Consider the following 26,932-nt stretch of genomic DNA (forward strand, 5'->3'; position numbering starts at 1 on the left):
ATTACTTCAGTTTGACAGGCTGCCTTTTCTCGGCAGATTCATAGGCCGCTAAGGCAACCTCAAGTGCCCTTAAACCATCTGTCCCTGTAATGGATGGTTCTTTCCCAGTTGCCGCACTATTCAAGAAGTCACTTACCAATCCAAAATCCATGTTGTCTCCCCAATAATTCCAATTCGCACCACTCTTGTCATAGACATCTAACTTTTGGGCGAACGCATCAACCTTAAGGGTTCCTTCGCTGCCGATAATTTCTAACGTCACATCCCCCCAGGTTGGATAGGTTTCGTTCCGTGACCAGCTGCAATCCAGAGTTGAAAATACATCATTGTCGAACTCAATGGTGAGGATCCCACAATCGTCGATTTCATAAGGTGAGATGGAATGGTCAATTTCTGCATATACTTCCCTTGGCTCAGAACCCATAAACCATCTCATGATGTCGACAACATGGACGGTATGGTCAATGACCGCTCCTCCCCCTGAAAGGTTTGGATCGACAAACCATCCGCCTGGATTAGTGCCGCGGTTGGTTCCTTTAATGGCGAGGATTTGCCCAAGATCCCCATTTTCGATCATCTTTTTGGCGCGAAGAATGGCTGAGTTAAAGCGGACCGGGAAGGCCGTTTGCAAAATGACTTGATTTTCCTTACAAACTTCGATCATCTCTTGTGCATCTTCCACCTTAGAAGCAATGGGTTTCTCACACAAAATATGTTTACCAGCCTTTGCTGCAGCCACCACATGTTCGCGGTGTTTGCTATTCTCAGATGTAATGATCACCGCATCGATATCCTGCTCTAGTAACTCTTGATAACGGCTAAAATATTGAGTATGATAGGTTTCAGCTGCTTTTGTCCCACGATAGACATCGTCATCAGTGATTCCTACCAATTGAACTCCATCGATCTTGGTTAATGCATCAGCGTAACTATTGGCATGACCATGAGCAAAACTGATAATCCCTACTTTCATCGGATTTGTGCCTCCTCTTTTTGGTTTTCATTAATGACTACCTCTCTGCCGGTTTCAATGGATTGAAGGGCAGAAAGGGCAATTTCCATGGCTTTATAGGCATCTTCTGCCGTGACAACCGGTTCGTTGCCAGTTTCAATACAGTGAATAAAATGGTCCAATTCTACGAAATAAGGATTGTGCTTTAACGGACTTTCCGGAACGGCTACGCCGCCGCCAGATGCACTTTTCTTTCTGCCTTCAAATACAACGGGAACAGACTTAGAGCTGTCATGTTCAATAATTCCGCTTTGACCCGCAAATTCAAATCGAGTCGTGAATGTTTGATGGGCCCAGGATCCTTCGACATGGGCGATCACACCGTTTTGAAAGCGAAGCGTCACCAACGAATAATCAATCCGCTTCAGATCCCCATCCTTGATGCTTTTTGCATAAACCCGTTCCACTTCCCCAAAACACCATCTTAGGAAGTCAAAGTCGTGGATAATCATATCTAACACCAATCCACCGCTCTTTTCATAGTCCGCATACCAGTCATCTGAACCGAACGGGAAGCCTCCCCCTCTAAACGTACGGACAACAGCTGTATTACCGATTGTCCCTTCTTCGATAATTTTTTTGGCACGGACATACTCAGGAAAGAAGCGCACGACATGACCAACAAATAGCTTGACGTCTTTTTTCTTGCAATACTCAATCATTTCTCTGGCATCATCCAGGTTCCTGGCGAGCGGCTTTTCACAAATGACATCCAGCCCTTGATCGGCAGCCTTCTTCAAAAATGGTTTATGGAATGGAGTCGGTAAACAAATCGAAACGACATCGACTTTATTCAAAGTTTCGATGGCTTCTTCAAATGTTTGGAACGCCTTTGTTTGTAATTTGCCGGCCAGATTCTTGGCCTTATCCAAATTTTTATCGACGATTCCCGCAAGTACGGCATTTTCCATCGTTGCGAAGGCCTCACCATGCACATTTCCCATCGTGCCAGCCCCAATTAATAGAACATGTAACACTGTCATCTCTCCCTTTGTTTTATAAAATGGAAACATCCCCAAATCTAATGAGGCAGGGCCGCTAGTTCATCGGCCTTGCAAAAGAACAAGCCGGTTGCCCCCACGACACATGCGTAGCTGCCAAGGGTTGATTTCTCGATTTTCACACGTTCCACCATACTTTGAATGCCATGCTTTTGAACCGTGCTTCGAATCGATGGAAGAATCAATTCTGATTCGCTCATCACACCACCGCCCAAAATCACCGCTTCTGTATTAAAGAGATGGATTAGATTAATTATTCCAAGCCCAAGGGATTCTCCAACTTCCTCAAGCAATCCGATTGAAAAAGAATCGCCCATTTTGGCTGCCGTACAAATATCAACGGCGGTTAGCTGATCCAATTCATCGGAAAAGTAAAGACTAACTTCTCCATTGGCAAGCCGTTGCCGGGCGATTTCGGCAATCGCAGTTCCTGAAGCGTAGTTCTCTAAACAACCTTTATTTCCACAAGGACATACAGGACCATGAAGATTAATCGAGATGTGCCCAAATTCTCCGGCGCTATCATGACTTCCTGTTAACAGGCTGTCATTACTGATGATTCCTGCCCCAATCCCAGTACTAACCGTTATGTAGATGAGATTGTGTTTTCCTTTTCCACTGCCCCACAGCCATTCACCTACGGCGGCAGCATTGGCATCGTTATAAAGCTGAACAGGAATACCAAACCTCCGTTCTAGAACGTTGCCGATTTGAAAATTTTCCAATCCTAAATTGCTTGCATAAAGAATTTCCTTCTTTTTTGAATCGATCACCCCAGCTGTAGCGATACCAATGCCTTTAATCCGATTCATCTCGATGGCATCTTTTTCTAGGAGGGATTCAATCGCAAAAATGATTTGTTGACTGAAATGTTCCGCTCCCCCCTTTGTGTCACACTGGATTTTCGATACAACTTCTCCGTTCTCTGAAACGAGTGCGGAAAGGATCTTCGTCCCCCCAATATCTAAACCGATGGCAAATTCTTCTGTTGCTTTCACTTATGTCCCCCCTTGCTTTTTTGAACAATCATCTACTTACGGACACCGCTTAACGAAATACCGGCAATCAGATGTTTCTGTAAAAAGATAAACATAACAATCATCGGAATCGTGGATAACAGGGCGCCTGCCATGAGCAATGGATAATTTGTCGAATACTGGCCTTGGAATGAAGCGATCCCAATCGACAGTACTCTTACACTTTCAGAGTTTGTCATAATTAACGGCCACAGGAAATCATTCCATGATGCAAGAGCCGTGAAAATACCGAGAGCAATGAGGGCAGGTGTGGCATTCGGCAGCAGCACCCTCCAATAAATCCCCCACCAGGAACATCCATCGATAATAGCTGCCTCATCCAATTCTTTGGGGATCCCCATAAAGAACTGCCGAAGCAAGAAGACTCCAAATGCACTGAAGATGCCCGGAATAATTAAGGCATAAAAGGTATCAATCCACCCCAAATTTGTCATAATCGCGTAGTTCGGAATTAAAATGACTTGTGGAGGAACCATCAAAACAGACAGAATCACAATGAAAATGACATTTTTAAACGGAAATTTCATCCGTGCAAAGGCGAATGCCGCCATGGAACAAAGAAATAATTGGGCAAGAGTCCGGCCAACGGTGACGATAATGGTGTTAATATAGTAGTTTAGGAAATCAACTTCTTCGAAAACTTTTACGAAATTATCAAAATGCCATTCCTTCGGGATCATCGATGGCGGTACCTGCATGGACTCACCGTAGGATTTCAAGGATGTCGAAATCATCCACAAAAATGGCATGATCATAATCGCAGCACCAATGATGAGTAAAATATGACTAAAAATCTTCTTTTCTTTCAATTCCTTGCACCCCCTCACTAGGAATCATAATGTACCCATTTCTTTTGGTAGATGAATTGGACGATCGTAATCGCTAATATGGCTAAGAATAATAGAAAGGCCTGAGCTGAGGCAATTCCCATTTGTGAGTATTTGAATCCAGATTCATAGACTCCAAATACAATGGTCCGGAGTGGATCCAATAACGCATTGTTGTCTCCAATCATCACAAAGATCAAATCAAACATCTGCAGGGAACTAATCATAGAAGTGATAAATACAAAAAACAGAGTAGGTGTAATCAAAGGCAAGGTAATGTTTAGGAATTGCCTGAACTTCGAAGCCCCATCAATCTGGGCTGCTTCATAATAACTGTTGGAAACTCCCTGAAGTCCTGCCAGCAAGAGAATGACATTATTACCAATCGTCATCCATACATAGACAAGGATAACTGAAAATAAGGCAATATTTGGGTCGAATAGCCATGAGGGCTGAGGAAGATGGAATATGCCTAAAAGATAATTAATTAAACCGTAATCCGTGTTATAGAGCCATTTCCACACCATCCCCACTGCGACTGGCATGGTAACAACCGGTAAGAAGTACAAGGTCCTGTAAATAACCATACCCTTGATTTTTTGGTTCAACATCAAGGATACAAGGGTGGCGATCACGACAGATAATGGGACCGACACAACGGTAAAGACGATGGTATTGATGATGGACCGCTGAAAGGTTGGGTCGACAAATAATGTCCGAATATTTTCAAGTCCAACAAATACCGGTGCTGTCATGCCATCCCAGCTTGCAAAGGATAAGCCAAAGGATGCAACGGCTGGGAGCATATAGAAAATTAGAAGTCCTAAAAAAGTAGGCGCTATGAACAACAGTGCGTAAATAGCTTCCTTATTCAACCGTTTCTTTTTCTGTATAACAGCAACCATTTGGGTTTTGTTCTTTTCAATAATTGAAGAAAAGTTGGTCACTATCATCTCTCCTTTCAATAGTCAAACAAACTGTTAGACAGTCTGTTTGACTACCAATTTGCAAATCTAGTTTACTTTGAATTTTCTTTCGCAAGAATGTCATTCATCTTTTTCGCAATCGTATCCAAAGCTTCATCAATCGGCTTCTGTCCTAAAAAGGCGCCTTGAATTTCTTTCATCTCTACATCCTGCCACTCCGCCGTACTTTTGGAGATTGGATAGGCAACTCCGTATTCCTGCGCGTCAAGGAATACCTGTAGATTTAATGAAGGAATGGACTTTAGCCAAAGATCACTAATGCTTTTATCAGCAGGAATTGAGAATCCTGATTCAGCAATCACTTTTTCCCCTTCTTTACCAGATAAGGCCTTGATTAAATCCCAAGCCGCTTCATCATTTTGAGTTTTGGCATTCATTGCCCAGCCAATTCCATGAACAATGGAAGCTTTTTGTTTGCCTTGTGGAAGTGGAGCAATTCCTAATTGATCCCCGAGTACTCCTTTGAATTCGCCTGCACTAACGGAAATCGCAGGAATCATGGCGACTTTTCCGGATAGGAACAACTGCTTTCCTTCTGTCTCCATAACCGTTTTCGCTGAAGGCGATATTCCCTTGTCAATTAACTTCTCGATAAAATGAAAAGCTTCTTTTGATTGTGGAGAATCAAATCCAGACTTCTTTTTATCCTCGCTGATCACGTATCCACCTGCTTGGTGCATAAGATCGTAATAAACGGATTGGCTTGTCTTGATGTCTGCAGAATACCCATAAATACCCTTTTCTTTATTCGATAGCTTCGCGCCAACCTTTTCAATATCATCCCACGTCCAGTTTTCATCTGGGTACGGAACCCCTGCGTCATCGAAAATCTTTTTATTGTAATACAGTCCGACCGAGTCGATGAAATAAGGAGCAGCAAAAAGTTTTCCTTCATACGTATATAAATCTACAACGGCAGGGAAATAATTTTCCTTTTTATACTCACTATCTTTTTTAATAAAAGGTTCTAGATCTTTGATAAATCCTGAGGAAGTATATTGATAGAAGTTCGGTCCATTCATCCAGAAAACATCCGGACCTTTTCCGCCTCCGATACTAGTTTTCAGCTTGGTCCAATAATCCTCCCAAGGTGTGTAGGTAACATTGACCTTCATATCTGGATGCTGCTTCTTAAATGCTTCGATTGATTTATCTACCGCAGGACTGACATTTTTATCCCATAAAGCTACTTCAAGCGTCTTCTTTTCTTTCCCGCTGCTCTGTGTGTTTGAGCAGGCAGACAAAGCAACAATGGCAATGATTAACAATAGGTGAACTAGAAACCTCAACTTTTTCATTTTTTATCCCCCTCGCATCATTTGGTCCTTATGAAACTATTAAAGATGATAAAACCAGAAGTTTATCACAATTATCAGCGGTTTCATGTTGTCGTTTAGCGACTACATATCACAGATGTAGAAAGTTTTTTACTTTTCTCCATCACCCCCTAAAATGCGCCTCTATCCGCGTCTAAATGGTAAATTGATATTTTTCTTGTAAGATGATCGCTGCGGCCCCGAGCATTTCGAACTCGGCTCCAAGGGAGGTTGGCTGAATATTGACCTCTTCTTTCAGAATCGGGATCACCTTCTTACTTACACAGCTTTTGAGCAAGTCTACAAATAAATCACTTTCCTGTACGATTTCACCGCTAAGAATGATGACTTCTGGGTTGAGGAGATGAATGGTATTAATAATACCTGAGGCAAGATGTGACACGATTTCGTCCAAAATTTGCAGACATAAAGGATCTCCCTCTTTTAATGCTTGTACAAATACTGCTGGCGTAATCCGATTCAGATCCTCTCCTACCAGATCCTTGATAATGGTTTCCTTCCCTCGGCTCATCAGGGCTGTCACAATTTTGGAGTAAATGGCAGGCCAATTCACATAATTCTCTAAGCAGCCTTCATTGCCGCATTCACATTTTTGGCCACCCTTCACAATGCTGGTATGACCAAGCTCACCTGAACTGCCTTTATATCCTCTGATAATTTTTCCATTCAGCATGATTCCTGATCCTACGCCATCACCAATTGTGATATAAACTAAATCTTTATACTGACCGAAGGAACCGAAGTAATTTTCTGCCAATACAAAGGCATTGGTATCATTGTCTAAATAAGTCGGCAGACCAAATCGTTTTTCCGCCATTTCCTTTAAAGGAATATCATAGAGTTTTAGTTTGGTATTGTAGGAAATAATTCCCCTTCTTGCATCCACAATCCCAGGTGTGATAATAGAGATCCCCTCACAATCCTCGAGATTTTCCATTGAGTGGAGAAACTGTTGGATAATTGTTAAGGTCAGGTTAATGATTTCTTCCCCTTGTTGATAATTGGTCGAATGGATTTCCTTGCGTAAAATGTTCCCTTCCAAATTCATCTCTGAAATTTTAATAAACGAATTTGAAATCGACACGCCAATGATGTACTTTGTATTGGGATCGAACCGAAGCAATACTGGCTTTCTTCCTCCATTGGAAGTACCAATCCCATCTTCCCGCACAACCCCTTCATTTATAAGTTCGTTTACTGCGGAAGTGACTGTGGTTGGACTTATGTTAATTAATTTGGCAATGTCACTTCTCGAAATCGGTCCATGTTTTCGGATCGTGTCCAAAATGATTGACCTATTCAATTCTTGCATTAGTTTTAAATCGCCTGTTCTCCGCATTCCCTACACCTCTGACTCTCTGACTTTCTTTTTCCAGTGTCTTTATAAAGTTTGTAAAAATTTTTGCAGAAATCACACTGATAATTGGTAAATTTATAGAAAATATGGTGAAGATACTTTTTCCAGTGTCTTTATTAAGTATATTAAAGGCTGCCTCTCCAAATGTAAACACTTACATTTCTGAAAATATAAAATATTAAAAAATAGGAAAAAGTTCCTAATCAACTATTTCCTATATTTAGCTACTTAATGACCATTAAAAGCAAATAAGGAAAATTTTTTCCTTACTACCCACCCTTTCTATAATGTTATTTTGTTAAAATAAAAGTAGTCACCTTCCATTTAAAATTATCATCATGGATCCCCATTTTTAAATCGTTTGGAAGGACTATATTATAGCGAAGACTAATTTTAATTTTTTCGTACTCAGCTCAAATGCACTAGGATTAAAGTCCAAAGGAAAAAAGAAGGATTTACTTTCCACCTTCATTTCATAAAAATAAAATATAGAAGATTTTGAAAGGTCGTGTCGATAAGATGCTTTATATAAGGGATATTGAGAAAATAATTGAGGATACATTACAAGAGCACAACATAACAATTGATTATGAATTTAACAATACCCTGCCCGCACCAATGAGTTTTAATATATCTACGAATATGCTTAAATTTAACTACTTAAAAATTAATGGATACATAGCGAATATTAACTTCAAAATTAAGGAGACCGATGAAGACTGTGTTAAACTGATTCTCTATCGTCAGCTTGGTTATCATTTAGCACTTAAGAACAACAAACATGATTTACGGGTGTTAAAGTATTTTAAGGATGATGAAAAAGCAGAATTTCTTGCGAAAATCGAAAACAATGCCTGGGATTTTGGAAGAACGCTGGTACCAGAAAAATTGGTACCTTCCTATGATAAAGTTCGTGAATTAGATAAAGAGCTATTAAAAAGTTATTAAACAAATGTAAAACATGAAAAAAGTAATGGGGGTCAGAGCTCCATTACTTTTTTTTATTCATACTCTCTTTGCAAAAATAGCTTCCACCCTTCATAAAGCGAAGGAGTTTGCAATCTTTCATGATGGAGATTTATAAAATCAGAAAAACAGTTCCTATTGTAATGATAATTCCACCTATTATTGTATTCTTTGTTGCTTTTTCTTTTAATATAACAAAACCCAAGATCATGGTTATTACGACACTAAACTTATCAATTGGAGCAACCACAGACGCTTTACCAATGGATAGAGCAGCGAAATAACATAACCAGGATAATCCTGTCGCTATACCTGATAATATTAAAAAGAGATAACTTTTCTTTGAAATTTGTTTCATGTCCTTATGTTTTCCTTGAAAAAACACGATCGCCCAAGCAAATATGAAAATAACGATTGTTCTCAAAAAGGTAGCAACATTAGAATCGACATCTTCTATCCCTATTTTCGCTAAAATGGTTGTTAATGCTGCAAATATTGCACCGAAAATAGCATGGATTATGTAAGTATGTGAACCAGTAAATCGTTTCTTCTCTTCATTTTTTCCAATTAAAGCAAAAGTACCAATAGCAATAAGGGCTCCCCCTGCAATAATATTGGGGACAGCTTCCTCACCTAAGACTAAAATAGATAATAGGATGGTTAATACCACACTTGATTTATCGATAGGAACAACCTTGGAAACGTCCCCTAATGCAAGTGCTTTAAAGAAAAACAACCATGATAAACCAGTCGAAACTCCTGATAGTAAAATAAATGTAAGTGCTTTATTAGAAATCTGCGAGAGTGCATGAAGCTGCCCTGTAATTAAAACGACGATATAAGCCATTATTAATACAATGACAGTTCTTATCGCTGTGGCTAAGTTGGAATTTACATTTCCCATTCCCATTTTAGCTAAAATGCTAGTTAAGGAAGCAAATAAAGCTGCTAACAGTGCTAGAATTACACTCATTTTTTCACCTTCTTTTCCGCTCGGTTTTATTTAAGATTTTTTAAGTAGGCTGTGTTAAACTTGTCNNCTAAAATCAACATTAACCTTAACACAGCCATTAAGCAAAAGCTGTATTATAAGGTTGATCATAGCAGATATAATATTCTGTTCAAATTGTTTAGAAACAAATGAGAAAAAGGATACCATTATGATTATTGGTAACCCCTTTTCTTATTTATTTTGTTCTATTACTTTACACGGCCAATTAAGATCTTGCTGTTCATCAATGGAGATCAAACCTCTTTCCGCGATATAGAGATACAAAGCAATTGATATATCGATTATTTTTTCGATATATATTATTATAATTAAAATAAATCTAACATATAGGCAATAACCAATAGTGACTGAACCGTTGTTCTTATCAATCAGATGTATTCAGAGTTTAATTAAACAATAAAGAGCTACCGATATAGATAGCTCCTTTCGTTATTATAGAATTGTGTCTTTCATAATGGTGTACATCCCTTTTACTGTCTCATCAATGTCATCTCGGGACATCCTCATCGCTTTTTCTGAACGGGCGTAACCAATTTCTGATTTTCCTGCTTCGAGGCCTTTAAATATCGCATCGGCAAATTCATCGACAGGGGTGCCAAAGGTATGCAGGCCAACCCCGCCTAAATCGGTATTCACTGCCGGCGGCGCAACTTCGACCACCTCAATGGCCGTATCTTCAAGCTGATGCCGTAAACTCATTGTAAATGAATGTACCGAGGCTTTCGTAGCTGAATAAATCGGGGCGATCGCCATTGGAGTAAAGGCTAAACCAGATGATACATTGAGGATAGCTCCATAGTCTTTTTTAGCGAAATAGGGGACAAATAGCAGGCAAAAATGAAATGGCGCCTCGATGTTGGAGGCTATTTCTTGACTGTAATAGCTCCAATCTTCTATTACGTTCGTTTTAAGAACATGGTAACGCTGCTGAATGCCCGCATTGTTAACAAGCACGTTCACATCGGGGTGCTCGCTCGTTACCCAGTTGAACAAAGCAATCCGATCAGATTCTTTGGTGACATCACAAACTTGTGTGATCAGTTCAGGATATTTATCCTTTACTTCCTGGAGCTTTGTTTCACGTCTGCCGCAAACAATGACCTTATTGCCTGCTTTTATGAATCTCTCTGCAAAAGCCAACCCTATTCCTGCTGCCCCGCCAGTAATCAGTACTGTATTTCCCAAAAGTTTCATCCTATCCCTCTTTCGTTGAACATTTTGCAATTCCTCATCAGTTTTTAACTTTATTCAAACTGTCTCTCAAAATTATGTTTTTTCAACAAACGCTTTTTCACTACTGCTACATTACTTTCCACTTATGCATGTGATAAATATATTTTGTCCTAAACAAACCTAAGCATGTCTCTTATTTGAGGGATACGCTTTGCACATAGAGGTTTTGAATTCCTTTATATTTTGCATTAAACCCTAATAAATTTTTCAGAGGAACTAATTATTATGTCGTTTGTTAACTTCAATTGTAATGAACTCCGGCAGATAGTTAGGAGTACATCCCTTTGATACTTTTTCATCTTTGTAAAGACCCGTTTTTTCACCAAGTTTAATACAACGTGCACGATTCTTTTCATCATAAACGCCTATCCAGCCTGTGGTGAAATTCATAGCCCATTGAACTTCTGGTTCTTCCTGCGTGATATTAGCTTCTATTGCAGATAGCAAGTATGCGGTGTTATCAGGCGGTGTTTGTCCAGTCCATCTCAATCGCCCTTGATAATACCAGAAAGCTCGCCTTTGAAGTGCAGATGGACTATTTTGCCATGATTCCATCAATGCAATTTTCTTCTTGTCTTTGGTGAGCTGATTAGCCATTAACCAATCCATTAAGTTATTTCGCTCATCAAAAGTGTGAGTCTGCATATCCTTATCAAGCTTATTTAGCACATCTTGTGAAAGAATTTTTTTGTCCATAATTAAGATGGCTAATAGTCTGGGCAAAAACTCTTCGGTTGACCAAAGTTCCATAGCTAGTTCGTGATCTTTTTTTATGTCCTTCGCGATTTTTCGTAAGTCGCCAAGCTTAGTTTTACTATGGATCTGAGATAGAATGTTTTCTGCTTTTGAAGAGCGTTTTATTTCTGTACCATTATTTTCATTCATTTTATACAACTCCTTTATTAAAGCTTTCTACACCTATAATAGAAGAGCAGTCATCTCTAATACAATAATACCATTTACTTCCTTTTAATTGGATACGAAAAGAGCATTCCTTTTTAAAGATTATATTCTAAAAACCAAAAAATACTGTTGCAGCGATAGTGTAAGTAGTGAGTAGTGGTTTCACAACTTTTTATAACAAATTGTTAAAAAAAACGCTAAACCCCATATTAAAATGGAATTTAGCGTTTTGAGCTTTTTAGGTCTATGTAATAGCCCACACAATTTCACTAGTTATGGCTGCTGCGTTCCCGCCCTGACCAGTTTCCTAGTGTCTTTGTTGGACTAAACCCCGCAGGTAGGACTCGAACCTACTACCGATCGGTAAATTGCCGAAAGGTCTGCCACTTACCTACTGCGGTAAAAAAGATTGTTTTTTAGTGGAAATGACGGGAGTTGAACCCGTGTGCAAAGATCTTGGCACTTATACTTCTACGAGTGTAGTCAGTAGAATTGATTTCACTTACTTCGTTAGCCTACTGACAGGCATGGAAGCAGCTAGTCTGGTTCGTCTCTTCCTTCATCCTCAGACGGTGGAATCCGGCGTAGTCCACTTAGAATGAGTCCCTTACCCTACCACATGGACGATGGAGGGAGGAACCGCGATCGACTGTTATTAGGCAGCGAAAGCGAAGTTGTTGTTTTGTTTGCCAGTTATAGGCTTTATCGTTTTTACGAGGCCGAATCCCTCGACTCGCCATATAAGCTCAAACAATCCCTGTCGATACCAAGACATCCCCATAATATAATGGCAGAGAAGAAGGGATTTGAACCCTCGCGCCGGTTACCCGACCTACACCCTTAGCAGGGGCGCCTCTTCAGCCGCTTGAGTACTTCTCTGTAATAAAAGTTTTGCGTCAGTTCCGTTAAGAACTTACAAGACAAATATATCATCGATTCCATTTGGAAGATAGCTGTAAATTTTGGTAGTTCAAAAGACCTAATTTTATCGATTACCGAAATCCATTCAACATATCCCGGTAGGTAACAGCTGCTGGCGGGACAGGTGGTGGAGGAATAAATGGTACTACTATGGGTTGATACCACGGATGGTAGTGATGCAAAATAATGTAGTACATTAATATCCTCCTTTCACTTATAGTCAAAGTAGTCTATGAACGTTCACCTAAATAAGATTGGATGGAAGCCTAACTTTATCATTTAATACTTTAGCAACCAATAGGCAATCCCCTTTCGACTGTTATATAAACTTCATTTTATATTCAGCCAGGAATGTTTCTCCTGCTTCAAGCTTATTCACACCCATCTTTTCCTTCATATTCCCAGATGTATGATACGTGTCAGCAATTCCGTACCATGGCTCTATGCAAACAAACGGTGCGATCGTACCAGTAGTATCCATATATTTCGACCAAATTCCAACAAACGGGAATTTTTCGAACCATACTTCGATTCCATGACCTGATTTTTTAGACTCCAATGTAATTTGATCAATATTGCTGTAGACGAGAGCATCATGGGCAAATAAGGAGGGCGTGAGCTGCATCGTTGAAATATCACTTGCATTTCCTCTTTCGTGGATCAGAGAATCCTTTAGCTCGAATTCCATAACATTGTTATTTGCTGCAGGTGTAAAATGTAAACGGTAATCCTCAATGATTTCATTTTCTACAAGCGGAATCTTAAATGCAGGATGAGCACCAATGGAAAAATATATTTCTTCCTTGTTTTCATTCACGATTTCCCACTGAACTATTAAGGAGTCTTCTTTGAGTACATAACGAATGATTGCTTTGAATTCGTAAGGATAAACTTGTTTGAAGCGTCCAGCAGACACAAACACAAATGAGACAGTTGTATCTGTCTGCTCTTCTACATCAAATTCAACGTCACGCAAAAAGCCATGTTGTGACATCTCGTAGGTATAATCATTCAGTTGATACCGATCCCCTTTTAACCGTCCTACAATCGGAAATAGGACCGGAGAGACTCGACCCCAGTAGGCGTTATCCCCTGTCCACATATAGTCTAGCCCGTTTTTCTTATGCTTCACTTCTCGTACTTCTGCACCGTTTCTTACTATACTTACCTTTAACCAATCATTTTCAATTACAAGCATTATATTTCCCTCAATTCTCATCCTTAAGATGTATCTTGTTGTAAAGTTACTCTTCTTAATACGTTGGACAATGCTCAAATAATGGCCTAATCCAATTTTATAAAATAATATAACGATTTTTGTTTATGTAGCAAGTATGGAATGAAATTTATAATTCCCTTTTCATCTGTTGGAAAATCCTATTAAAAACCTACTTACGCAGATTGTAAGTAGGTTTTATTTTTCATTCACTGTTTTGTGTGGTATTAAAGAAATCATCAGCCTGATCTTTTTGGTTACCTTTTACCTTATTATTGTTTTTACCCATTTTTCCATCGGACTCATAACTTAATTTCTCCGATACCTTTTTTTTCTTTTCCATAACTTCACCCTTTCAAATCTAGTTTGTCCCACTCTGGTTTAACCAACCTATTCTTTTTCAAAAGAATAGGTCAGTCGAATTTTTTAATCATTTTATATCCGAAATAAAGAATCGTAAACCATATAGGAGCTACAACTAAAGCAATTCGCATTTCCTCAATAAAAGCCATTAAGATAATGACAAGTGCTAAAAACGTCAGTGCTAAATAGGATGAAATGGGATATAAGGGAAGTTTAAATGCTAATTTTTCAATTTCTTTTTTTGTTTTGGATTGCCTAAACTTCAATTGTGCAATAAGGATAACCGCCCAGCTGGTAATAACCGCTACTGTGGCAACGGAAGAAATGTACATAAACACTTTTTCGGGAACAATGTAGTTCAGTAGTACGGCCAATAATAACAGCGATGACGTGAACAGTATGCCACGGACCGGGCTGCCATTCTTCGTAAGTTTCCCAAAATATTTCGGACCGTTATTTTGCAGGGATAAATTGTGCAGCATTCTTCCGGAACTGAATAACCCACTATTAAAAGCAGATAATGCGGCTGTTAGGACCACAAAGTTAATGATATGGGCGGCACCAGGAATTCCAACTTTATCAAAAATTAATACAAATGGGCTGCCCTTCGTGCCTACTTCATTCCAAGGATAGAGAGTCATCATAATTCCCAATGCACCCACATAAAAAATTAATATCCGCCAGACAACACTGTTAATGGCGGACGGGATTGATTTTTGAGGATTTTTTGCCTCTCCTGCCGTAATTCCAACCAATTCCACTCCACCAAATGAAAACGTCACAAAAACCAAGGACATTAATATTCCTTTAACTCCATTTGGCATGAATCCACCATGAGTCCAAAGATGGGCCAAACCAACGGGCTGACCTCCGTTGCCAATTCCAAAAAAGATGATTCCTACTCCAACGAGAATCATTCCGATAATGGCTACAACTTTAATCAGTGCAAACCAGAATTCAAACTCACCAAATGCCTTTACATTCGCAAGGTTTACCATGGTAATCACGACAAGCACAGCGAGTGCTGTAAGCCATTGTGGAATATCTGGAAACCAGTAATTCACATAAACACCAACTACGGTTATTTCCGCCATTCCAGCGACAAGCCACATAAACCAATACGTCCAGCCGCTAAGGTAACCTGCAAACGGCCCTATATATCGATTGGCGTAGGAACTAAAAGAACCCGAAACTGGTAGATCAACTGCCATTTCACCTAGAGCTCTCATAATGATAAAAATAACCAAGCCTCCTATTAAATAGGAGACCATGATGGCAGGTCCAGCCATTTGAATGGCTGCACTTGAGCCATAGAACAGCCCGACTCCAATGGCACCTCCAAGTGCAATTAACTGGATATGCCTATTATCTAAACCCCGTTGCAATTTCTCACTTTGATGATTATTACCCAACCTAAATTCCTCCAATGAAAACTATTTGTTCGTATAAAAGATAAGAAAAAGTACATTTATAAAATGTACATTAAAAACGAAGATAATGCTAGAAAAATTCTGAAAAGATGAATAAATTATCTACTAACACCGTCATTTCATTTAAATTAAAAGAGAGAAGATTTTGAAAGATCGTGCCAATAAGATGCTTTATATAAGGGATAGGTACCTTATTAAATATGCTACACACTTACCTATTATTTATGGTAAAATAATGTTCCTTGGCAGGGGCAATTTAAAAAAGCGTGTTGGGATTTTATAACCAACTCGCTTTTATCTTTCCTATTAAAGGATCATAATAATTCTATTTAACTTAGATACCTTATTTAATCTCCACTAAATCGCTTTTCCTCTGGTTTCTCTCTTGCAAAATCCGATCCAGATAGTGTGTAAATTCGGATTCACCCGAATACGACAAGCAAAGATATTGCTTCGCCCTTGTCATTCCAATATAGAATAAAGAAACCTCTCGTTCTTTATCCTCTTCTAGAGGAAATGGCATGGAATCCACATTGACAATAAACACAGCTTGGAAGTCAAGTCCCTTACTGCTATCAATGGTACTAATTTTGACTTTGCCATCTTCTTTTTGAAACGATCGTTTTGTCACATCATTCTCGGTAATCCAGTAGTTAGGGAGTTCTAATTCACCTAGTGAACGCTTAATGAGATCAACAATTGGATATTTATGTGTCCGCTTCACTCGATACAGGATTAACATTTCATCGAGCGGTATTTTCCTATCTTCATGCAGTCTTTTGATTTGTCTTGCAACCATTCGCATTTCATCAAAGAAATTGGCTGCGCGAATAATCCCAGGCTCTGGTCCTTTCCGTTTCGTACTTTGCGGCGCAATGATTTCACCCTCCAAACTACGATTAACGACTTTATTTTTAAACATCGAATGCTCGCGATAAAAATCCCATGCAAACTTAACAATTTGAGAGGTATTTCGGTAGTTAATCGACAACACCTTTGACCGGCCTTGAAAGGATAAACCGGTATCCTGCAAGTATGAACGTTTTCGCCGATAAATCGTCTGAGCACGATCTTCTACCAATAAGAGTGACTGGGTATCCGTATTGATTAGCAAGCTGACTAAACGGAGCCAATCCGCGTCAAAATCCTGTCCTTCATCAATCAGGATCGCATCATAGGAAGGAAGGATGGTTTCTTTTTTCTCGATTTTATCGATGATTACTGAGAGATTTTGCTCTCTTATCTTTAGATCATTCTTAAGCCAAGCATGAAAGTTCCGTACGATTATGTTTTGATTTTGTACAGCCTTCATATTTGGGTCAAAATCAAATAGATCCTCAGGTTCATTGAGCATATGATTAATCATTTGCTGGATCGCATTGGAAAGTGAGATATTATAACAGAGGATGAGAATCTTCCAATCGGGATTTTGTTTTGACAACATTTTTGCTCGACTGGCCAAGATTATCGTTTTCCCACTTCCTGCCACGCCACGAATTAAGCGATTTTTATCACCAATCTGCTTCGCTAAGTTCTCTTGATGAAGATCCATGGTCTTAATATCATGAAGTGACAGTAATAGCTGATCTTGATATGGAACAGGCGCTTTAAATTCTGCACTAATCCGCACCTCTGGAAATAAATGATAGCGAATGGCATTAATGTCTCCAATGGACAGTGGTTCTTTTAAACGATATGGAATCACAAACATATTCATAATTTTCTCCATCAAGATTTCTTCCGAAAACCCCTCTTTTTCAGGATCGATTTCATCTCTTGTTAGGGAAAGGTTTGGTTCAATAACCGTGTAAAGTCCATCATTAATAAAGTCCTTCGTATATAATCTTGTGAATACGACACCGTAGCCGTAAGGAAATTTCAATTTTAATTTATGTTTTCCATCTGTTTCTATTAGATTTTTATCCCTTTTTAGAACATCAGCAATCTTAAACATGTAGTCTCTTGCTTGATTCATGGGGTTTGGAATAATAGTTTGATCACCATTGGCTGCCACGATATGCCATTCATCATGGTTAATTTGCAAGAGAGTATTTCTGGTATAATCCTTCACTTCCAAAACAACCATTCCAAGGTCCGGGCCGATAATCACAAAATCCGGTTTCCTCCCTTGAATTTCCGGTTCAAAATAAACAATATAATCATCAGGAAGATAGTTTTTTAAAGTTCGGAATAATAACCGCTCACCTGCTGTAGCAGTAGACCTAATGGTTTCAGGAATCGTAATCGCCATAATAACCGCTCCAAAATTTGCATTTTTCTCCATTATACTACAATTAGGAATATTATCCTAAACAATTACAAGATTTCCCCTATTATTACGACAACTATCCACAAAAACTAGCAACAAAATACTCCAAAAGTATTGTTTTTTCTATTATTTACTTTAATAATAGACTTGAAGGAATAATTTACCTACAAATAAATTATGGGAAACAAAATGAAAGTGAAGTGTCTATAATGTTGAAAGGTTTCTTAGATAAATTACTTAATACGAATCAAAAACCTATCCAAAAAGAGATTAAATCTATAAGCCATGAGGAAGTGGAGGCATTAGTTGAGGCTAGATTACGAGAGCATGCAGCTACCATTGAGCAATCGTTCAATGAAAAAGTCAACTCTGCTGTTCGAACACCAGACCAAGAAGATTATTCATTAACACCGAAACAAGTGGAATTTGCTCTCTCCTTGATTGCAAAAACAAGAGATTTCGAACTTGCAAAGAACCCTGCCACGTTAACTGTGAAAGATTTAAATAGATTAATTGCATTTAATAAGTTCAAAAATAAAGGAATACTTGTTAATCTTGTTAAAAAAGGTGTCTTAAGAAAGAAATAGATTAATTGAAGATAAATAAAGGAGAACAAGTTTGATGGTTATTGAATGTGCTCTCCTTTATTTTTTCCCTAGAGTGCAGTATTAAAATGGTAAATCATCATCATCTATTCTAATTGGAATTCTACAATTTGAGGAATTAAGTATAATAGGAATTTCAGCAACTTCTTTCTTTTCTTCTCTAGTTAAACCATACCGTACTCCGTTTTCGGTATATCCAGCGACAAAATAAAACATATCGTCGCCAAAATCCTCATCCTGTTCTTTTACTTGCTTCCTTTTTACCTTTTGCTTTTGTCTCTCCTCGAGAGAATTTTTAACCTGGTCTTTATAAGACTGTTTAAATTTGTGCCCCAACATTTCAAGCTCCGTTATCGCACATAACAGATCTACTCCAAACCAATTGCTATATCCTTTTGCAAGATATTTTCCATTATATTGGTCCATCCATTTTTTCGCATTCTGAAGGCGGTCTCTTCGACTATAACGCTTCCTTCTAGGTGTATGGTTTGCATTATGCTTCTTTTTTGCCACACTACTGCCTCTTTTCAATTGTTAACATAATATTATTATATTCTACTTACTTTATACAAAAATAAAGGCATCCTTGGTAGATATATTCTTTTACATCAAATAAAATGTAAGTAGTTTTGTCTCCAGTCCCCGCCCGCTGATTTCCTTTTACATGAGATTATTTGGTAAAATTGGAATAACCTCTATATCGTTAGACTGGGAAATGCCAGCGTTTTTGTAAAATATAAAATAATTGCAGGTGGATAAATTGGTAAAGGCCATTTCAAAACAAGAAGTAGAAAAACTACGGAAGGAGTTCCATACCTATTTAGCAGGGAATCATCCAAATTGGAATGATAACACCATTGCTGTTCACTTTTCTGATGCATTCTTTGCCTATAATAATAATATAGGGATCGATTTCTGGTCTATCTTTTTGGATGAGAAATCTCTAAACAAAGCAAAAGAAATCATAAGGGATTATCTTAAATCACAAAACAAATCGGAACGTGCCCAAGAACGCGCTAGTGGATATTTGCAGTCAATGAAGCATTTCAAGGCCTTTTTAGATGAAAGGCATCCAACACTTGCAAAAGAATGGAGTGGCAAAACGGCTAGAAATACCTATTTAAAAGCTGCTTTCCAAAATTGGATGCGCCGCCAGAAAAAATCCAATGGAGAACTGTATAAATCCAATACCATTACCGCTTATACGAATTCTCTTAAAAATGCTACGGCAAAATTAAACATCAACCCTTTAACCGAAACTGATTTATTCCATATTACATCAGTAGCTGCATTTGAAGAGGCATACAAAAGGATTACTTCCGCACCCAATTTTCATGAAGTAGACCTAGCTGCTGGCAATAAAGCGTATTCGAATGCATTGTCACTGTATTCTAGATTTCTAAAGGAATTAGCTGAGCCATCCTGTTGGGTTTTTCAGGGAAACCCCAAATATTATGATGTGATTGGTGCTGTTCATGACCTTAATACAATTACTTGGGCTGTCAATCAAAATTATAAACAAATTAAAAAAGGAGACAAAGTCTACATTTGGCTTTCCGGACCTGAAGGCGGCATTGTAGCTTCCGGTACCATTCTTTGTGATCCTGAGATGAAACAGCCTGAACCAAACGATCCGTATAATTGTTCTGATGACCTAAACAAAGAACCCTATTTAGGTGTTGATATTGAAATCCTAAGAAAGCTCACCGACACGATTGTAGAAAGAACTACGTTACTTGCTGATGAACGGACAAAACGAATGGAGATATTAACGTATCCTGGTGCAACTAATTTTCGAGTCAGCAAAGAAGAAGATGAAGTGATTGAGAGTATGATAACAGGAGATTATCAAAAGGTTCCGGCCACCCTTGCCCCAACTCCAGCAGGACCAAAAGATAAAAAGCGGTATTGGATCTATGCCCCAGGCGAAGGTTCCCGCCTGTGGGAAGAATTCTACGATAAAGGAATCATGGGAATTGGCTGGGACAATCTCGGTGACTTAAAACAATACCCTACAAAAGAATCAATGAAGAGCAAAATGAAAGAGATTTATGGTGAAGAATATTCCTATAAAAATGCTGGACATGCTACATGGCAATTTGCGAATGAACTAAAAGAAGATGACGTAATTATTGTGAAAAAAGGGCTGAAGAAAATCATTGGCCGAGGGGTTGTCACGTCAGACTATATGTTTGATGATTCAAGAAATGAATATAAACATATACGGACTGTACACTGGACACATAAAGGAGAATGGGAGCACGAAGGACAAATTGTTTTAAAAACTCTCACAGATATTACACCCTATACGGATTATTACAAGAAACTAGAAGATATGTTCATTTCAGATTCTGATTCGGAAGATCCAGAAACTGACACAGTATACTATGAGAGCTATACGGCAGAGAACTTCTTGTCTGATGTGTATATGAGCGATGATAAGTATCTGACCTTAAAAAATCTTCTTCTTAAAAAGAAGAATCTTATTATGTTAGGTGCCCCAGGTGTTGGAAAGACCTTTGCTGCAGAGCGCTTGGCCTACTCCATTATGGGTGAAAAAGATATCAGTCGAGTTATGATGATCCAATTTCATCAAAGTTACAGTTATGAAGATTTTATCATGGGTTACCGCCCTACCGAAAAAGGCTTTTCCATTTCTAAAGGCCCGTTTTATGAGTTTTGTAAAGAAGCTGAGCCAGATGATCGGCCCTATTTTTTCATCATCGATGAGATTAACCGAGGCAACTTAAGTAAGATATTTGGCGAATTATTAATGCTAATTGAATCAGATAAACGAGGTAAGGAAGTCCGCTTGCTTTATTCAGATGAACAATTTTCCGTACCAGACAATGTTCATATTATTGGAATGATGAACACAGCTGACCGCAGTTTAGCAATGATTGATTATGCCCTTCGCCGCCGGTTTGCCTTTTATGAAGTTGAACCTGCATTTAGAAGCGATGGTTTCCAAGAATATCAAGCAAACATAGCAAGTGAAAAGTTTGATCGCTTAATTGATACGGTAGTGAAATTAAATGAAGATATCGCAGAGGATACTTCCCTTGGAAGTGGCTTTCAAATTGGTCATAGTTATCTATCAACGAATGAAATCATTGATGATGGATGGTTATCCGATGTGATCGAATATGAACTGATCCCTTTGATTAAAGAATACTGGTTTGACGAACCGACAAAGATCGAACACTGGAGCAGCAGGCTGCGTGGAGCCATTTATGATTAAGGTAAAAAATATATACTATATGCTGTCTTATGCCTATCAGTCACTTAACGAAGCCAGCTTCAAAAATATCCAAACAGAAGAATTTGAAAACCTTCATGATTTGATGGCGGCCATTCTAGTACGCGGTGTTTCAAATCAATTGAAACGTGGTTTACATAAGGATTATCTCGTCTACACAGAAGCAACGGGTAACTTAAAGGGCAAAATAGATATATCAAACTCTGTTCGTCAAAACACGTTAATGACGCGGCGAATGGTTTGCCATTTCGATCAATTCTCAGAAAATACACCTTTGAATCAAATAGTAAAAACCACCATGGTACTACTTATTAAATCAGGTGATGTTACAGTAGCCAACAGTAAGGAATTGAAAAAGCTGAGCTTGTATTTTAGGAACATAGAAACTCTTAATCCGTTCGCCATCAACTGGAATGCATTGATCTATCACCGAAATAATGCTACCTACAAACTTCTCATCAATATCTGCCAATTAATCATCAAAGGGCTTTTAATGACGACGGAGACAGGTGAATATAAGATGAAAGAATTCTTGGATGACCAATTCATGCACCGCTTATATGAGAAATTTTTACTTGGTTATTTCAAAAAAGAGTACCCTCATTTTACTGTCGGGTCTTCCTACATTAAATGGAATGTGGACGGTGATATCACCGAATTTCTACCGAATATGAAAACAGATATCACACTTTCCTATGGAACCAAAACACTGATCATTGATGCCAAATATTATGGCAGGACCATGCAAACCAACACTTTGTTTAATAGCAAATCGATTATTTCAGCTAACTTGTATCAAATTTTTACTTATGTAAAAAACAAGGATAGAACAGGGAGCGGACATGTAAGTGGAGTCCTTTTATATGCAAAAACCGATGAGGAGCTCACGCCGGATCATGATTATTCAATTGGTGGAAACCGATTTAGTGTGAAAACGCTTGACTTAGGTGCAGATTGGGGGGGAATTGTGGGACAACTACGTGCGGTTGCAGCGCTATTATAAGATACACATAATAAATTTAGGGTTTTGAATAATATAAAAACCGGGCATGCAACAACATGTCCGGTCCTTTAATAACAGTTATTCTAATGGTGGTGGCTAATCTGGTGCAAAAATCCAGCCGAGCAGTAATCTCAAGATTATATTTTTTAAAGTAAAATAAGAGGAATTAATACAACTTATCCCTGAATCACCGCGATTGTTAGGGGTTCATTGCCATTGTTTTTCTTTCACCAAGCTTTGATTAACTACCTCTCTTTTTAATTTATTGCAGTTTCGCAATTTGTCCCAAAAAGAAGAAATCGTTTAAATCTTCGATAGATTTATTCAATTCCTCTACCTTTCTAGTTCTTTAATAATCATCATCATCCCAATTTTCCGCCCATGTCTGGTTCGTTCTTATAAAAGTTTTTCCGTTGATTTTATTTAGAACCTCTTGCCGTTCTCTTTCATTTAATAATTCAATCTCCATGATAATCTTTTCCGAAAATGACATCTTACCAGCCATATAAACAGTAGTTTGTTTAATTAATTCTTTTATTTCATTTTGCCCCAAAGATAATAAATCTTTAACTTGTTCAAAATTTTCTATTTGAATCTTTAACTGGTGCTGCCCTGTAATTGATTCTTCGTGACTTTTCTTTAAATTTTTTGAACAGGTAATTAATTTTTTTTGCCCCTTTTCTAAACTTTCTGTACGACTTATTAGTTCCTTCTGGACTTCTATTAATTCTTGCTGCCCATTTTTTAAACCCTGTAATTCTAAAAGAATGTTATTCAGTGTTTCCTCCATGACAAAACCTCCATATTATATTGGATTAACCCCGTATCAATGCTAGCAATGGGGTCAAATAGCTGCACAATTTTGAAACCATTAGCAGGCCTTCCTTGTATTGATATATGGATTTCTAAAAAGTATGGAATTTAAAGTAAAAATAAAGTATTTATATAAAGAAGTATGAAGAAGGGAAATCTTGTGAGATAAAATATGGTAGAAATTTGAAGATATTTAAGATGATTTTTGAACTAAGTGGGAAGTCGTTCAAATTGAAAAAATTAAATAGACAAAATCTACTGTCCATTCTATAAATCCAAAGTGAATAACACAAATATGTATTTTCTATCTCATTTTTTTACTTCCTTTCCATTTTATTTTGACTTTTACTTTTAGTTAATTATGAAACACTATTAATCTATCATTAAACCAATGAACAAAGTATGGGGAAAGGTGACAAAATACTGAATCTTAGTTACTCTCAAGCAAACTACTGATAGAGGACATAGAGTTACTGTTTGAAGTGTACCTTTATACAAGGAAGATCCAAGATGATATAAAAAAACAAATTGATATATATCAAAACTTAACCAAATTGAGCAAAAAATCCCCCTAGGACCTAATGAACCAGAGGGCTGTTTGCCTTTCTTTCAAAATGATAATGTAGTCGGTATTCGCATATCTCTTTTGTCCAATTAAAGAGAATTTCTTCATCTTCTTTGGCAATGTCGAACGTAAACTTAAAGATATTATTCTCGAATGAAGTTAATTCACTTTTCCACATGGTCATTGGCATGGTGGCAATTAACCGACATACTCTTTGTTCATTATACTCCCAAAGCCTTTTAGAAGATTTATCAGAAAAGTCCAGTTTCTTTCGATACTCTTTTTCCATAAGATAATGGTGGAAGAAAGGAGCAACTTCCTCTGGCGTGATCGATTTATTCCAATTGGAGGGTCCTCGTTGCAGCATGGCAAGAAGAACAATCATTTTATAACTTTTTCTCATATCCGTTCTTTCAACATCCATCAACCAATTTTCATAACGGGTAAACACTTGCTTTTCTCGAACAGACAGCTCATCAGCCCAGTTTAAAAAACCACAATAGGAATCAAATTCTATTCGATATTGTTTAGATTCTGAAGCCCCACTTAAATGCAATTCCAGATAAGTTGGCCTTTTACCAATTTCTTTTTTTAGTGTCAAATAATCATTAAAAAGTTTCTCTTTTCTTGGCTGCCGCTTTCGTGACATTTCTTGTAGAAGGTTAATGACATCTAAATCTAGATCGAGTTCACAGAATTGTGGGATCATCGGTTGGATCTTTCGAGACTTCCCATCACTAGGAGTTGTATCAAATAAACTTAACTTTATATCCGCGTTCCGATAATTACCTATTAGGTCCACGATGACACATGCTTCCTTATTGGAATGTAACCGAAGTCCTCTACCTATTTGCTGTGTAAAGACGGTTAATGATTCTGTGGGTCGAACAAACAGTAATGTATCGACAGATGGAATATCGACACCTTCATTAAACAGGTCAACGGTAAAAATGACATCGATTTCCCCTCTATCAAGCTGGGAGATTGCCTGGCTTCTACCAATATGAACTTGTTGTGAATGAAGACTAACGGTGTGGTAGCCATGTTGATTAAAATAATTCGATAGGAAGTTAGCTTGTCGAATCGATGAACAGAAAGCCAATGTTCGAGTCTGCTTTTTGTCCTCCCAGGCACGGAGAATTTTAAGTGCCATTTCTTCTTTTAATTGGACTTGTAGCAACTCTTCTTCATCATAATGATTACCTAGCCAGGTGATTTGGGTGTAATCGGTATCATCATAAACGCCAAAATATTTAAATGGGGCCAGCCACTTCCGTTCAATTGCTTCTAGGAAATCAAGTCTAAATGCAACGTTTCCGTCACAGATGGCATAAACATCTTTATTGTCATTGCGATCAGGAGTTGCGGTAATCCCTAATAAAAACTTTGGCTGAAAATAATCTAACGCCCTTTGATAAGAATCCGCTGCAGCATGATGAAATTCATCTATTATAATAAGATCAAATTCATCTGGGCTAAACTGTTCAAGATGAGACTTCATACTTAAAGTATATATCGAGGCAAAAATAGCAGCTGCATTACTCTCTTTCAGTTTGCCATTATAAATTCCATATCGTTTTTCAGGCATGATTTTTTTAAAAGAATCTCTAGCCTGATTAAGTATTTCTTCTCTATGGGCTATAAAGAGTACTTTATTAAAATTTTTTGAAAAAAATCCAGCCAGATAAGTCTTTCCCAATCCTGTCGCCATAACTACCAAAGCCTTATTGTACTCTTCTTCTAATGTCTTTTTTAATTCTTCCAATGCCTCGATTTGAGCAAACCTGGGTTGAATTTCTCCATAATCAGCAGCAGGTTCCATGATTGTCGCAGTTGGTTCTGGCTCCTCCTTTTTATTGGGAAGCATCAGTTCCAGTTCTTCCAGTTCACTCCACTTTTTAGCCAGATTAGGATTTTTCCGATGATACTCATCATATCTTGATCTATATTCCACAAGCGTTTCTTTATTTAGGGGAACAGTTTGTTCTGCATAATATAATTTTAAAAACTCCGCTTGAGCTTCATCAAAGATATCTTTTGCATCACTAACTCCAACATTCCATTCAATACCCTGATATAAGGCCGATCGTGATAGATTAGATGAGCCGATATACAAAACGTCATGTTCATTCGTTTGGAATAAATAGGCCTTGGGATGAAAAGATCCCCCATTACTCTTCCAAATTCTTACCTTAATTCGTTCATCTATCGAAAGAAGTTCTTCTAATGCTTCCGGCTGCGTTATGTATAGATAATCACCGGTACAAATTTTTATATCTGCACCATTCTGAGCGGCTTTCTTTAAGGCATTTTTCAAAAAATAAACCCCAGATTTCATCACAAAGGAAGATAGTATACATATAGTTGCTGCATCTTCGATATTTTTAATCAGCTGTATTCCGAGTTCCTTCGTAAATAATTGTATCTTACTCATCCTCAACCTCAATTAGGAATATTTTCTCCTTAAAGCCCCCTCGTTTTTGTGCTTTATTTTGACGTGCTCTCTCAACTTCTTCAATAGATGTTCCGTGGCTTTCTGCCAAAGCATGAATGATTTCTAGCAGATCGGCAAGCTCCTCGATGGCATCATTAACATTCACTGTATTTATGTATTCATTTAGTTCTTCAAAGCTCTTCTTTTTCAATTCTTTTATGTATTCGTCATTATTTAGGATTCTTGTCGAAAATTGCTTCCCAGTACTTTCGATTACCTCTGGGATGCGATCTCGGACTAATTTGTTATAGATAGGCATATTAACTACCTCCCTCATTTTATATAATAAAATTATAACTGATTTAAGAGCAGAGTGTACTACC

23 protein-coding genes, 2 tRNA genes and 2 other RNA genes are annotated in these 26,932 nt (G+C 38.0%); 4 read left to right on the top strand and 23 right to left on the bottom strand.

The window, feature by feature from the left end:
* Position 1 precedes the first annotated feature (1 nt).
* The 7 genes from COJ96_RS15585 to COJ96_RS15615 form a co-directional block, all read right to left on the bottom strand.
* The gene (locus tag COJ96_RS15585) at positions 2-973 is read right to left on the bottom strand and encodes a Gfo/Idh/MocA family protein (RefSeq protein WP_098574728.1); all 972 of its coding nucleotides are present in this window, start codon (positions 971-973) and stop codon (positions 2-4) included.
* Positions 970-1,989, bottom strand: a complete 1,020-nt coding sequence (locus tag COJ96_RS15590; RefSeq protein WP_098574729.1) for a Gfo/Idh/MocA family protein — start codon at positions 1,987-1,989, stop codon at positions 970-972. The genes COJ96_RS15585 and COJ96_RS15590 overlap by 4 nt, the downstream gene beginning before the upstream one ends.
* A 44-nt stretch (positions 1,990-2,033) precedes the next feature.
* On the bottom strand, positions 2,034-3,011 hold the full coding sequence (locus COJ96_RS15595) for an ROK family protein (protein ID WP_098574730.1): 978 nt from the start codon (positions 3,009-3,011) through the stop codon (positions 2,034-2,036).
* Between the two features lie 32 nt (positions 3,012-3,043).
* Positions 3,044-3,805 carry a carbohydrate ABC transporter permease gene (locus COJ96_RS15600; protein WP_098574764.1) on the bottom strand — a complete coding sequence of 254 codons (762 nt, stop codon included), beginning with the start codon at positions 3,803-3,805 and terminating at the stop codon, positions 3,044-3,046.
* Between the two features lie 71 nt (positions 3,806-3,876).
* Complete coding sequence (locus COJ96_RS15605; protein ID WP_257148532.1) at positions 3,877-4,824, bottom strand: carbohydrate ABC transporter permease; 948 nt, start codon at positions 4,822-4,824, stop codon at positions 3,877-3,879.
* A 71-nt stretch (positions 4,825-4,895) separates the two neighbouring features.
* Complete coding sequence (locus COJ96_RS15610) at positions 4,896-6,161, bottom strand: ABC transporter substrate-binding protein (RefSeq protein ID WP_098574731.1); 1,266 nt, start codon at positions 6,159-6,161, stop codon at positions 4,896-4,898.
* Between the two features lie 172 nt (positions 6,162-6,333).
* The gene (locus COJ96_RS15615; protein ID WP_098574732.1) at positions 6,334-7,539 is read right to left on the bottom strand and encodes an ROK family transcriptional regulator; all 1,206 of its coding nucleotides are present in this window, start codon (positions 7,537-7,539) and stop codon (positions 6,334-6,336) included.
* A gap of 537 nt (positions 7,540-8,076) precedes the next feature.
* On the opposite strand from COJ96_RS15615, the gene COJ96_RS15620 reads away from it, so the two are divergent.
* On the top strand, positions 8,077-8,505 hold the full coding sequence (locus COJ96_RS15620; protein WP_098574733.1) for a hypothetical protein: 429 nt from the start codon (positions 8,077-8,079) through the stop codon (positions 8,503-8,505).
* A gap of 130 nt (positions 8,506-8,635) precedes the next feature.
* Here COJ96_RS15620 and COJ96_RS15625 read toward each other — a convergent pair whose 3' ends face one another.
* From COJ96_RS15625 to COJ96_RS15670, 12 genes are all read right to left on the bottom strand, one after another.
* Complete coding sequence (locus tag COJ96_RS15625; RefSeq protein ID WP_098574734.1) at positions 8,636-9,496, bottom strand: EamA family transporter; 861 nt, start codon at positions 9,494-9,496, stop codon at positions 8,636-8,638.
* Positions 9,497-9,967: 471 nt separating this feature from the next.
* The gene (locus tag COJ96_RS15630; protein WP_098574735.1) at positions 9,968-10,729 is read right to left on the bottom strand and encodes an SDR family oxidoreductase; all 762 of its coding nucleotides are present in this window, start codon (positions 10,727-10,729) and stop codon (positions 9,968-9,970) included.
* Positions 10,730-10,984: 255 nt separating this feature from the next.
* Positions 10,985-11,653, bottom strand: a complete 669-nt coding sequence (locus COJ96_RS15635) for a DNA alkylation repair protein (RefSeq protein WP_098574736.1) — start codon at positions 11,651-11,653, stop codon at positions 10,985-10,987.
* Positions 11,654-11,917: 264 nt separating this feature from the next.
* An RNA gene (gene ffs / locus COJ96_RS15640) (signal recognition particle sRNA small type) lies at positions 11,918-12,001 on the bottom strand.
* Positions 12,001-12,072 (bottom strand) — tRNA-Asn (locus tag COJ96_RS15645). The genes ffs and COJ96_RS15645 overlap by 1 nt, the downstream gene beginning before the upstream one ends.
* A gap of 16 nt (positions 12,073-12,088) precedes the next feature.
* Positions 12,089-12,450: a transfer-messenger RNA gene (gene ssrA / locus COJ96_RS15650) on the bottom strand.
* 9 nt (positions 12,451-12,459) lie between these two features.
* A tRNA-Ser gene (locus COJ96_RS15655) sits at positions 12,460-12,550 on the bottom strand.
* Between the two features lie 113 nt (positions 12,551-12,663).
* Positions 12,664-12,789 carry a hypothetical protein gene (locus tag COJ96_RS29255; protein ID WP_257148533.1) on the bottom strand — a complete coding sequence of 42 codons (126 nt, stop codon included), beginning with the start codon at positions 12,787-12,789 and terminating at the stop codon, positions 12,664-12,666.
* 122 nt (positions 12,790-12,911) lie between these two features.
* Positions 12,912-13,790 carry an aldose 1-epimerase family protein gene (locus COJ96_RS15660; protein ID WP_098574737.1) on the bottom strand — a complete coding sequence of 293 codons (879 nt, stop codon included), beginning with the start codon at positions 13,788-13,790 and terminating at the stop codon, positions 12,912-12,914.
* 223 nt (positions 13,791-14,013) lie between these two features.
* Entirely contained in the window at positions 14,014-14,151 is a 138-nt protein-coding gene (locus tag COJ96_RS28705) for a hypothetical protein (protein ID WP_180230138.1), read from the bottom strand.
* Positions 14,152-14,221: 70 nt separating this feature from the next.
* Positions 14,222-15,583 (bottom strand): amino acid permease, encoded by a 1,362-nt coding sequence (locus tag COJ96_RS15665; RefSeq protein ID WP_098574738.1) that lies wholly within the window; start codon positions 15,581-15,583, stop codon positions 14,222-14,224.
* A gap of 361 nt (positions 15,584-15,944) precedes the next feature.
* Entirely contained in the window at positions 15,945-17,852 is a 1,908-nt protein-coding gene (locus COJ96_RS15670; protein WP_098574739.1) for a DEAD/DEAH box helicase, read from the bottom strand.
* A 227-nt stretch (positions 17,853-18,079) separates the two neighbouring features.
* Here COJ96_RS15670 and COJ96_RS15675 point away from each other — a divergent pair, with 227 nt between their 5' ends.
* Complete coding sequence (locus COJ96_RS15675; RefSeq protein ID WP_180230139.1) at positions 18,080-18,457, top strand: ABC transporter ATP-binding protein; 378 nt, start codon at positions 18,080-18,082, stop codon at positions 18,455-18,457.
* Between the two features lie 81 nt (positions 18,458-18,538).
* Here the strand turns inward: COJ96_RS15675 and COJ96_RS15680 are convergent, their stop codons facing one another.
* Entirely contained in the window at positions 18,539-18,988 is a 450-nt protein-coding gene (locus tag COJ96_RS15680; RefSeq protein WP_098574740.1) for a hypothetical protein, read from the bottom strand.
* Between the two features lie 247 nt (positions 18,989-19,235).
* On the opposite strand from COJ96_RS15680, the gene COJ96_RS29260 reads away from it, so the two are divergent.
* Together COJ96_RS29260 and mcrC are read left to right on the top strand one after the other, a co-directional pair.
* Positions 19,236-21,716 (top strand): AAA family ATPase, encoded by a 2,481-nt coding sequence (locus COJ96_RS29260; RefSeq protein WP_257148534.1) that lies wholly within the window; start codon positions 19,236-19,238, stop codon positions 21,714-21,716.
* Positions 21,709-22,737, top strand: a complete 1,029-nt coding sequence (gene mcrC / locus COJ96_RS15690; protein ID WP_098574741.1) for a 5-methylcytosine-specific restriction endonuclease system specificity protein McrC — start codon at positions 21,709-21,711, stop codon at positions 22,735-22,737. Before COJ96_RS29260 ends, mcrC begins: the two co-directional genes overlap by 8 nt.
* A 349-nt stretch (positions 22,738-23,086) precedes the next feature.
* Here mcrC and COJ96_RS15695 read toward each other — a convergent pair whose 3' ends face one another.
* The 3 genes from COJ96_RS15695 to COJ96_RS15705 all read right to left on the bottom strand — a co-directional run bounded on the left by COJ96_RS15695 (position 23,087) and on the right by COJ96_RS15705 (position 26,868).
* A complete protein-coding gene (locus COJ96_RS15695; protein ID WP_098574742.1) occupies positions 23,087-23,527 on the bottom strand; it encodes a hypothetical protein in 441 nt (146 codons plus the stop codon).
* Positions 23,528-24,128: 601 nt separating this feature from the next.
* Positions 24,129-26,549: a DEAD/DEAH box helicase family protein gene (locus tag COJ96_RS15700; RefSeq protein WP_098574743.1), complete on the bottom strand. Its 2,421-nt coding sequence runs from the start codon at positions 26,547-26,549 to the stop codon at positions 24,129-24,131.
* Positions 26,542-26,868 carry a nucleoside triphosphate pyrophosphohydrolase gene (locus COJ96_RS15705; protein ID WP_098574744.1) on the bottom strand — a complete coding sequence of 109 codons (327 nt, stop codon included), beginning with the start codon at positions 26,866-26,868 and terminating at the stop codon, positions 26,542-26,544. Before COJ96_RS15705 ends, COJ96_RS15700 begins: the two co-directional genes overlap by 8 nt.
* Between the last annotated feature and the right edge of the window lie 64 nt (positions 26,869-26,932).

Source organism: Bacillus sp. AFS073361 (assembly GCF_002567005.1).
Classification (GTDB): domain Bacteria; phylum Bacillota; class Bacilli; order Bacillales; family Cytobacillaceae; genus Neobacillus.

Excerpts from the sequence above, each read along its gene's own strand:
- COJ96_RS15635 (WP_098574736.1), bottom strand. The coding sequence starts at position 11,653 with ATGAATGAAAATAATGGTACAGAAATAAAACGCTCTTCAAAAGCAGAA.
- COJ96_RS15620 (WP_098574733.1), top strand. The coding sequence starts at position 8,077 with ATGCTTTATATAAGGGATATTGAGAAAATAATTGAGGATACATTACAA.
- COJ96_RS15670 (WP_098574739.1), bottom strand. The coding sequence starts at position 17,852 with ATGGCGATTACGATTCCTGAAACCATTAGGTCTACTGCTACAGCAGGT.
- COJ96_RS15695 (WP_098574742.1), bottom strand. The coding sequence starts at position 23,527 with ATGGAGGAAACACTGAATAACATTCTTTTAGAATTACAGGGTTTAAAA.
- COJ96_RS29255 (WP_257148533.1), bottom strand. The coding sequence starts at position 12,789 with ATGTACTACATTATTTTGCATCACTACCATCCGTGGTATCAACCCATA.
- COJ96_RS15600 (WP_098574764.1), bottom strand. The coding sequence starts at position 3,805 with ATGATCATGCCATTTTTGTGGATGATTTCGACATCCTTGAAATCCTAC.
- COJ96_RS15660 (WP_098574737.1), bottom strand. The coding sequence starts at position 13,790 with ATGCTTGTAATTGAAAATGATTGGTTAAAGGTAAGTATAGTAAGAAAC.
- COJ96_RS15625 (WP_098574734.1), bottom strand. The coding sequence starts at position 9,496 with ATGAGTGTAATTCTAGCACTGTTAGCAGCTTTATTTGCTTCCTTAACT.
- COJ96_RS15705 (WP_098574744.1), bottom strand. The coding sequence starts at position 26,868 with ATGCCTATCTATAACAAATTAGTCCGAGATCGCATCCCAGAGGTAATC.
- COJ96_RS15615 (WP_098574732.1), bottom strand. The coding sequence starts at position 7,539 with ATGCGGAGAACAGGCGATTTAAAACTAATGCAAGAATTGAATAGGTCA.
- COJ96_RS28705 (WP_180230138.1), bottom strand. The coding sequence starts at position 14,151 with ATGGAAAAGAAAAAAAAGGTATCGGAGAAATTAAGTTATGAGTCCGAT.
- mcrC (WP_098574741.1), top strand. The coding sequence starts at position 21,709 with ATGATTAAGGTAAAAAATATATACTATATGCTGTCTTATGCCTATCAG.
- COJ96_RS15610 (WP_098574731.1), bottom strand. The coding sequence starts at position 6,161 with ATGAAAAAGTTGAGGTTTCTAGTTCACCTATTGTTAATCATTGCCATT.
- COJ96_RS15630 (WP_098574735.1), bottom strand. The coding sequence starts at position 10,729 with ATGAAACTTTTGGGAAATACAGTACTGATTACTGGCGGGGCAGCAGGA.
- COJ96_RS15700 (WP_098574743.1), bottom strand. The coding sequence starts at position 26,549 with ATGAGTAAGATACAATTATTTACGAAGGAACTCGGAATACAGCTGATT.
- COJ96_RS15675 (WP_180230139.1), top strand. The coding sequence starts at position 18,080 with ATGTTGAAAGGTTTCTTAGATAAATTACTTAATACGAATCAAAAACCT.
- COJ96_RS15585 (WP_098574728.1), bottom strand. The coding sequence starts at position 973 with ATGAAAGTAGGGATTATCAGTTTTGCTCATGGTCATGCCAATAGTTAC.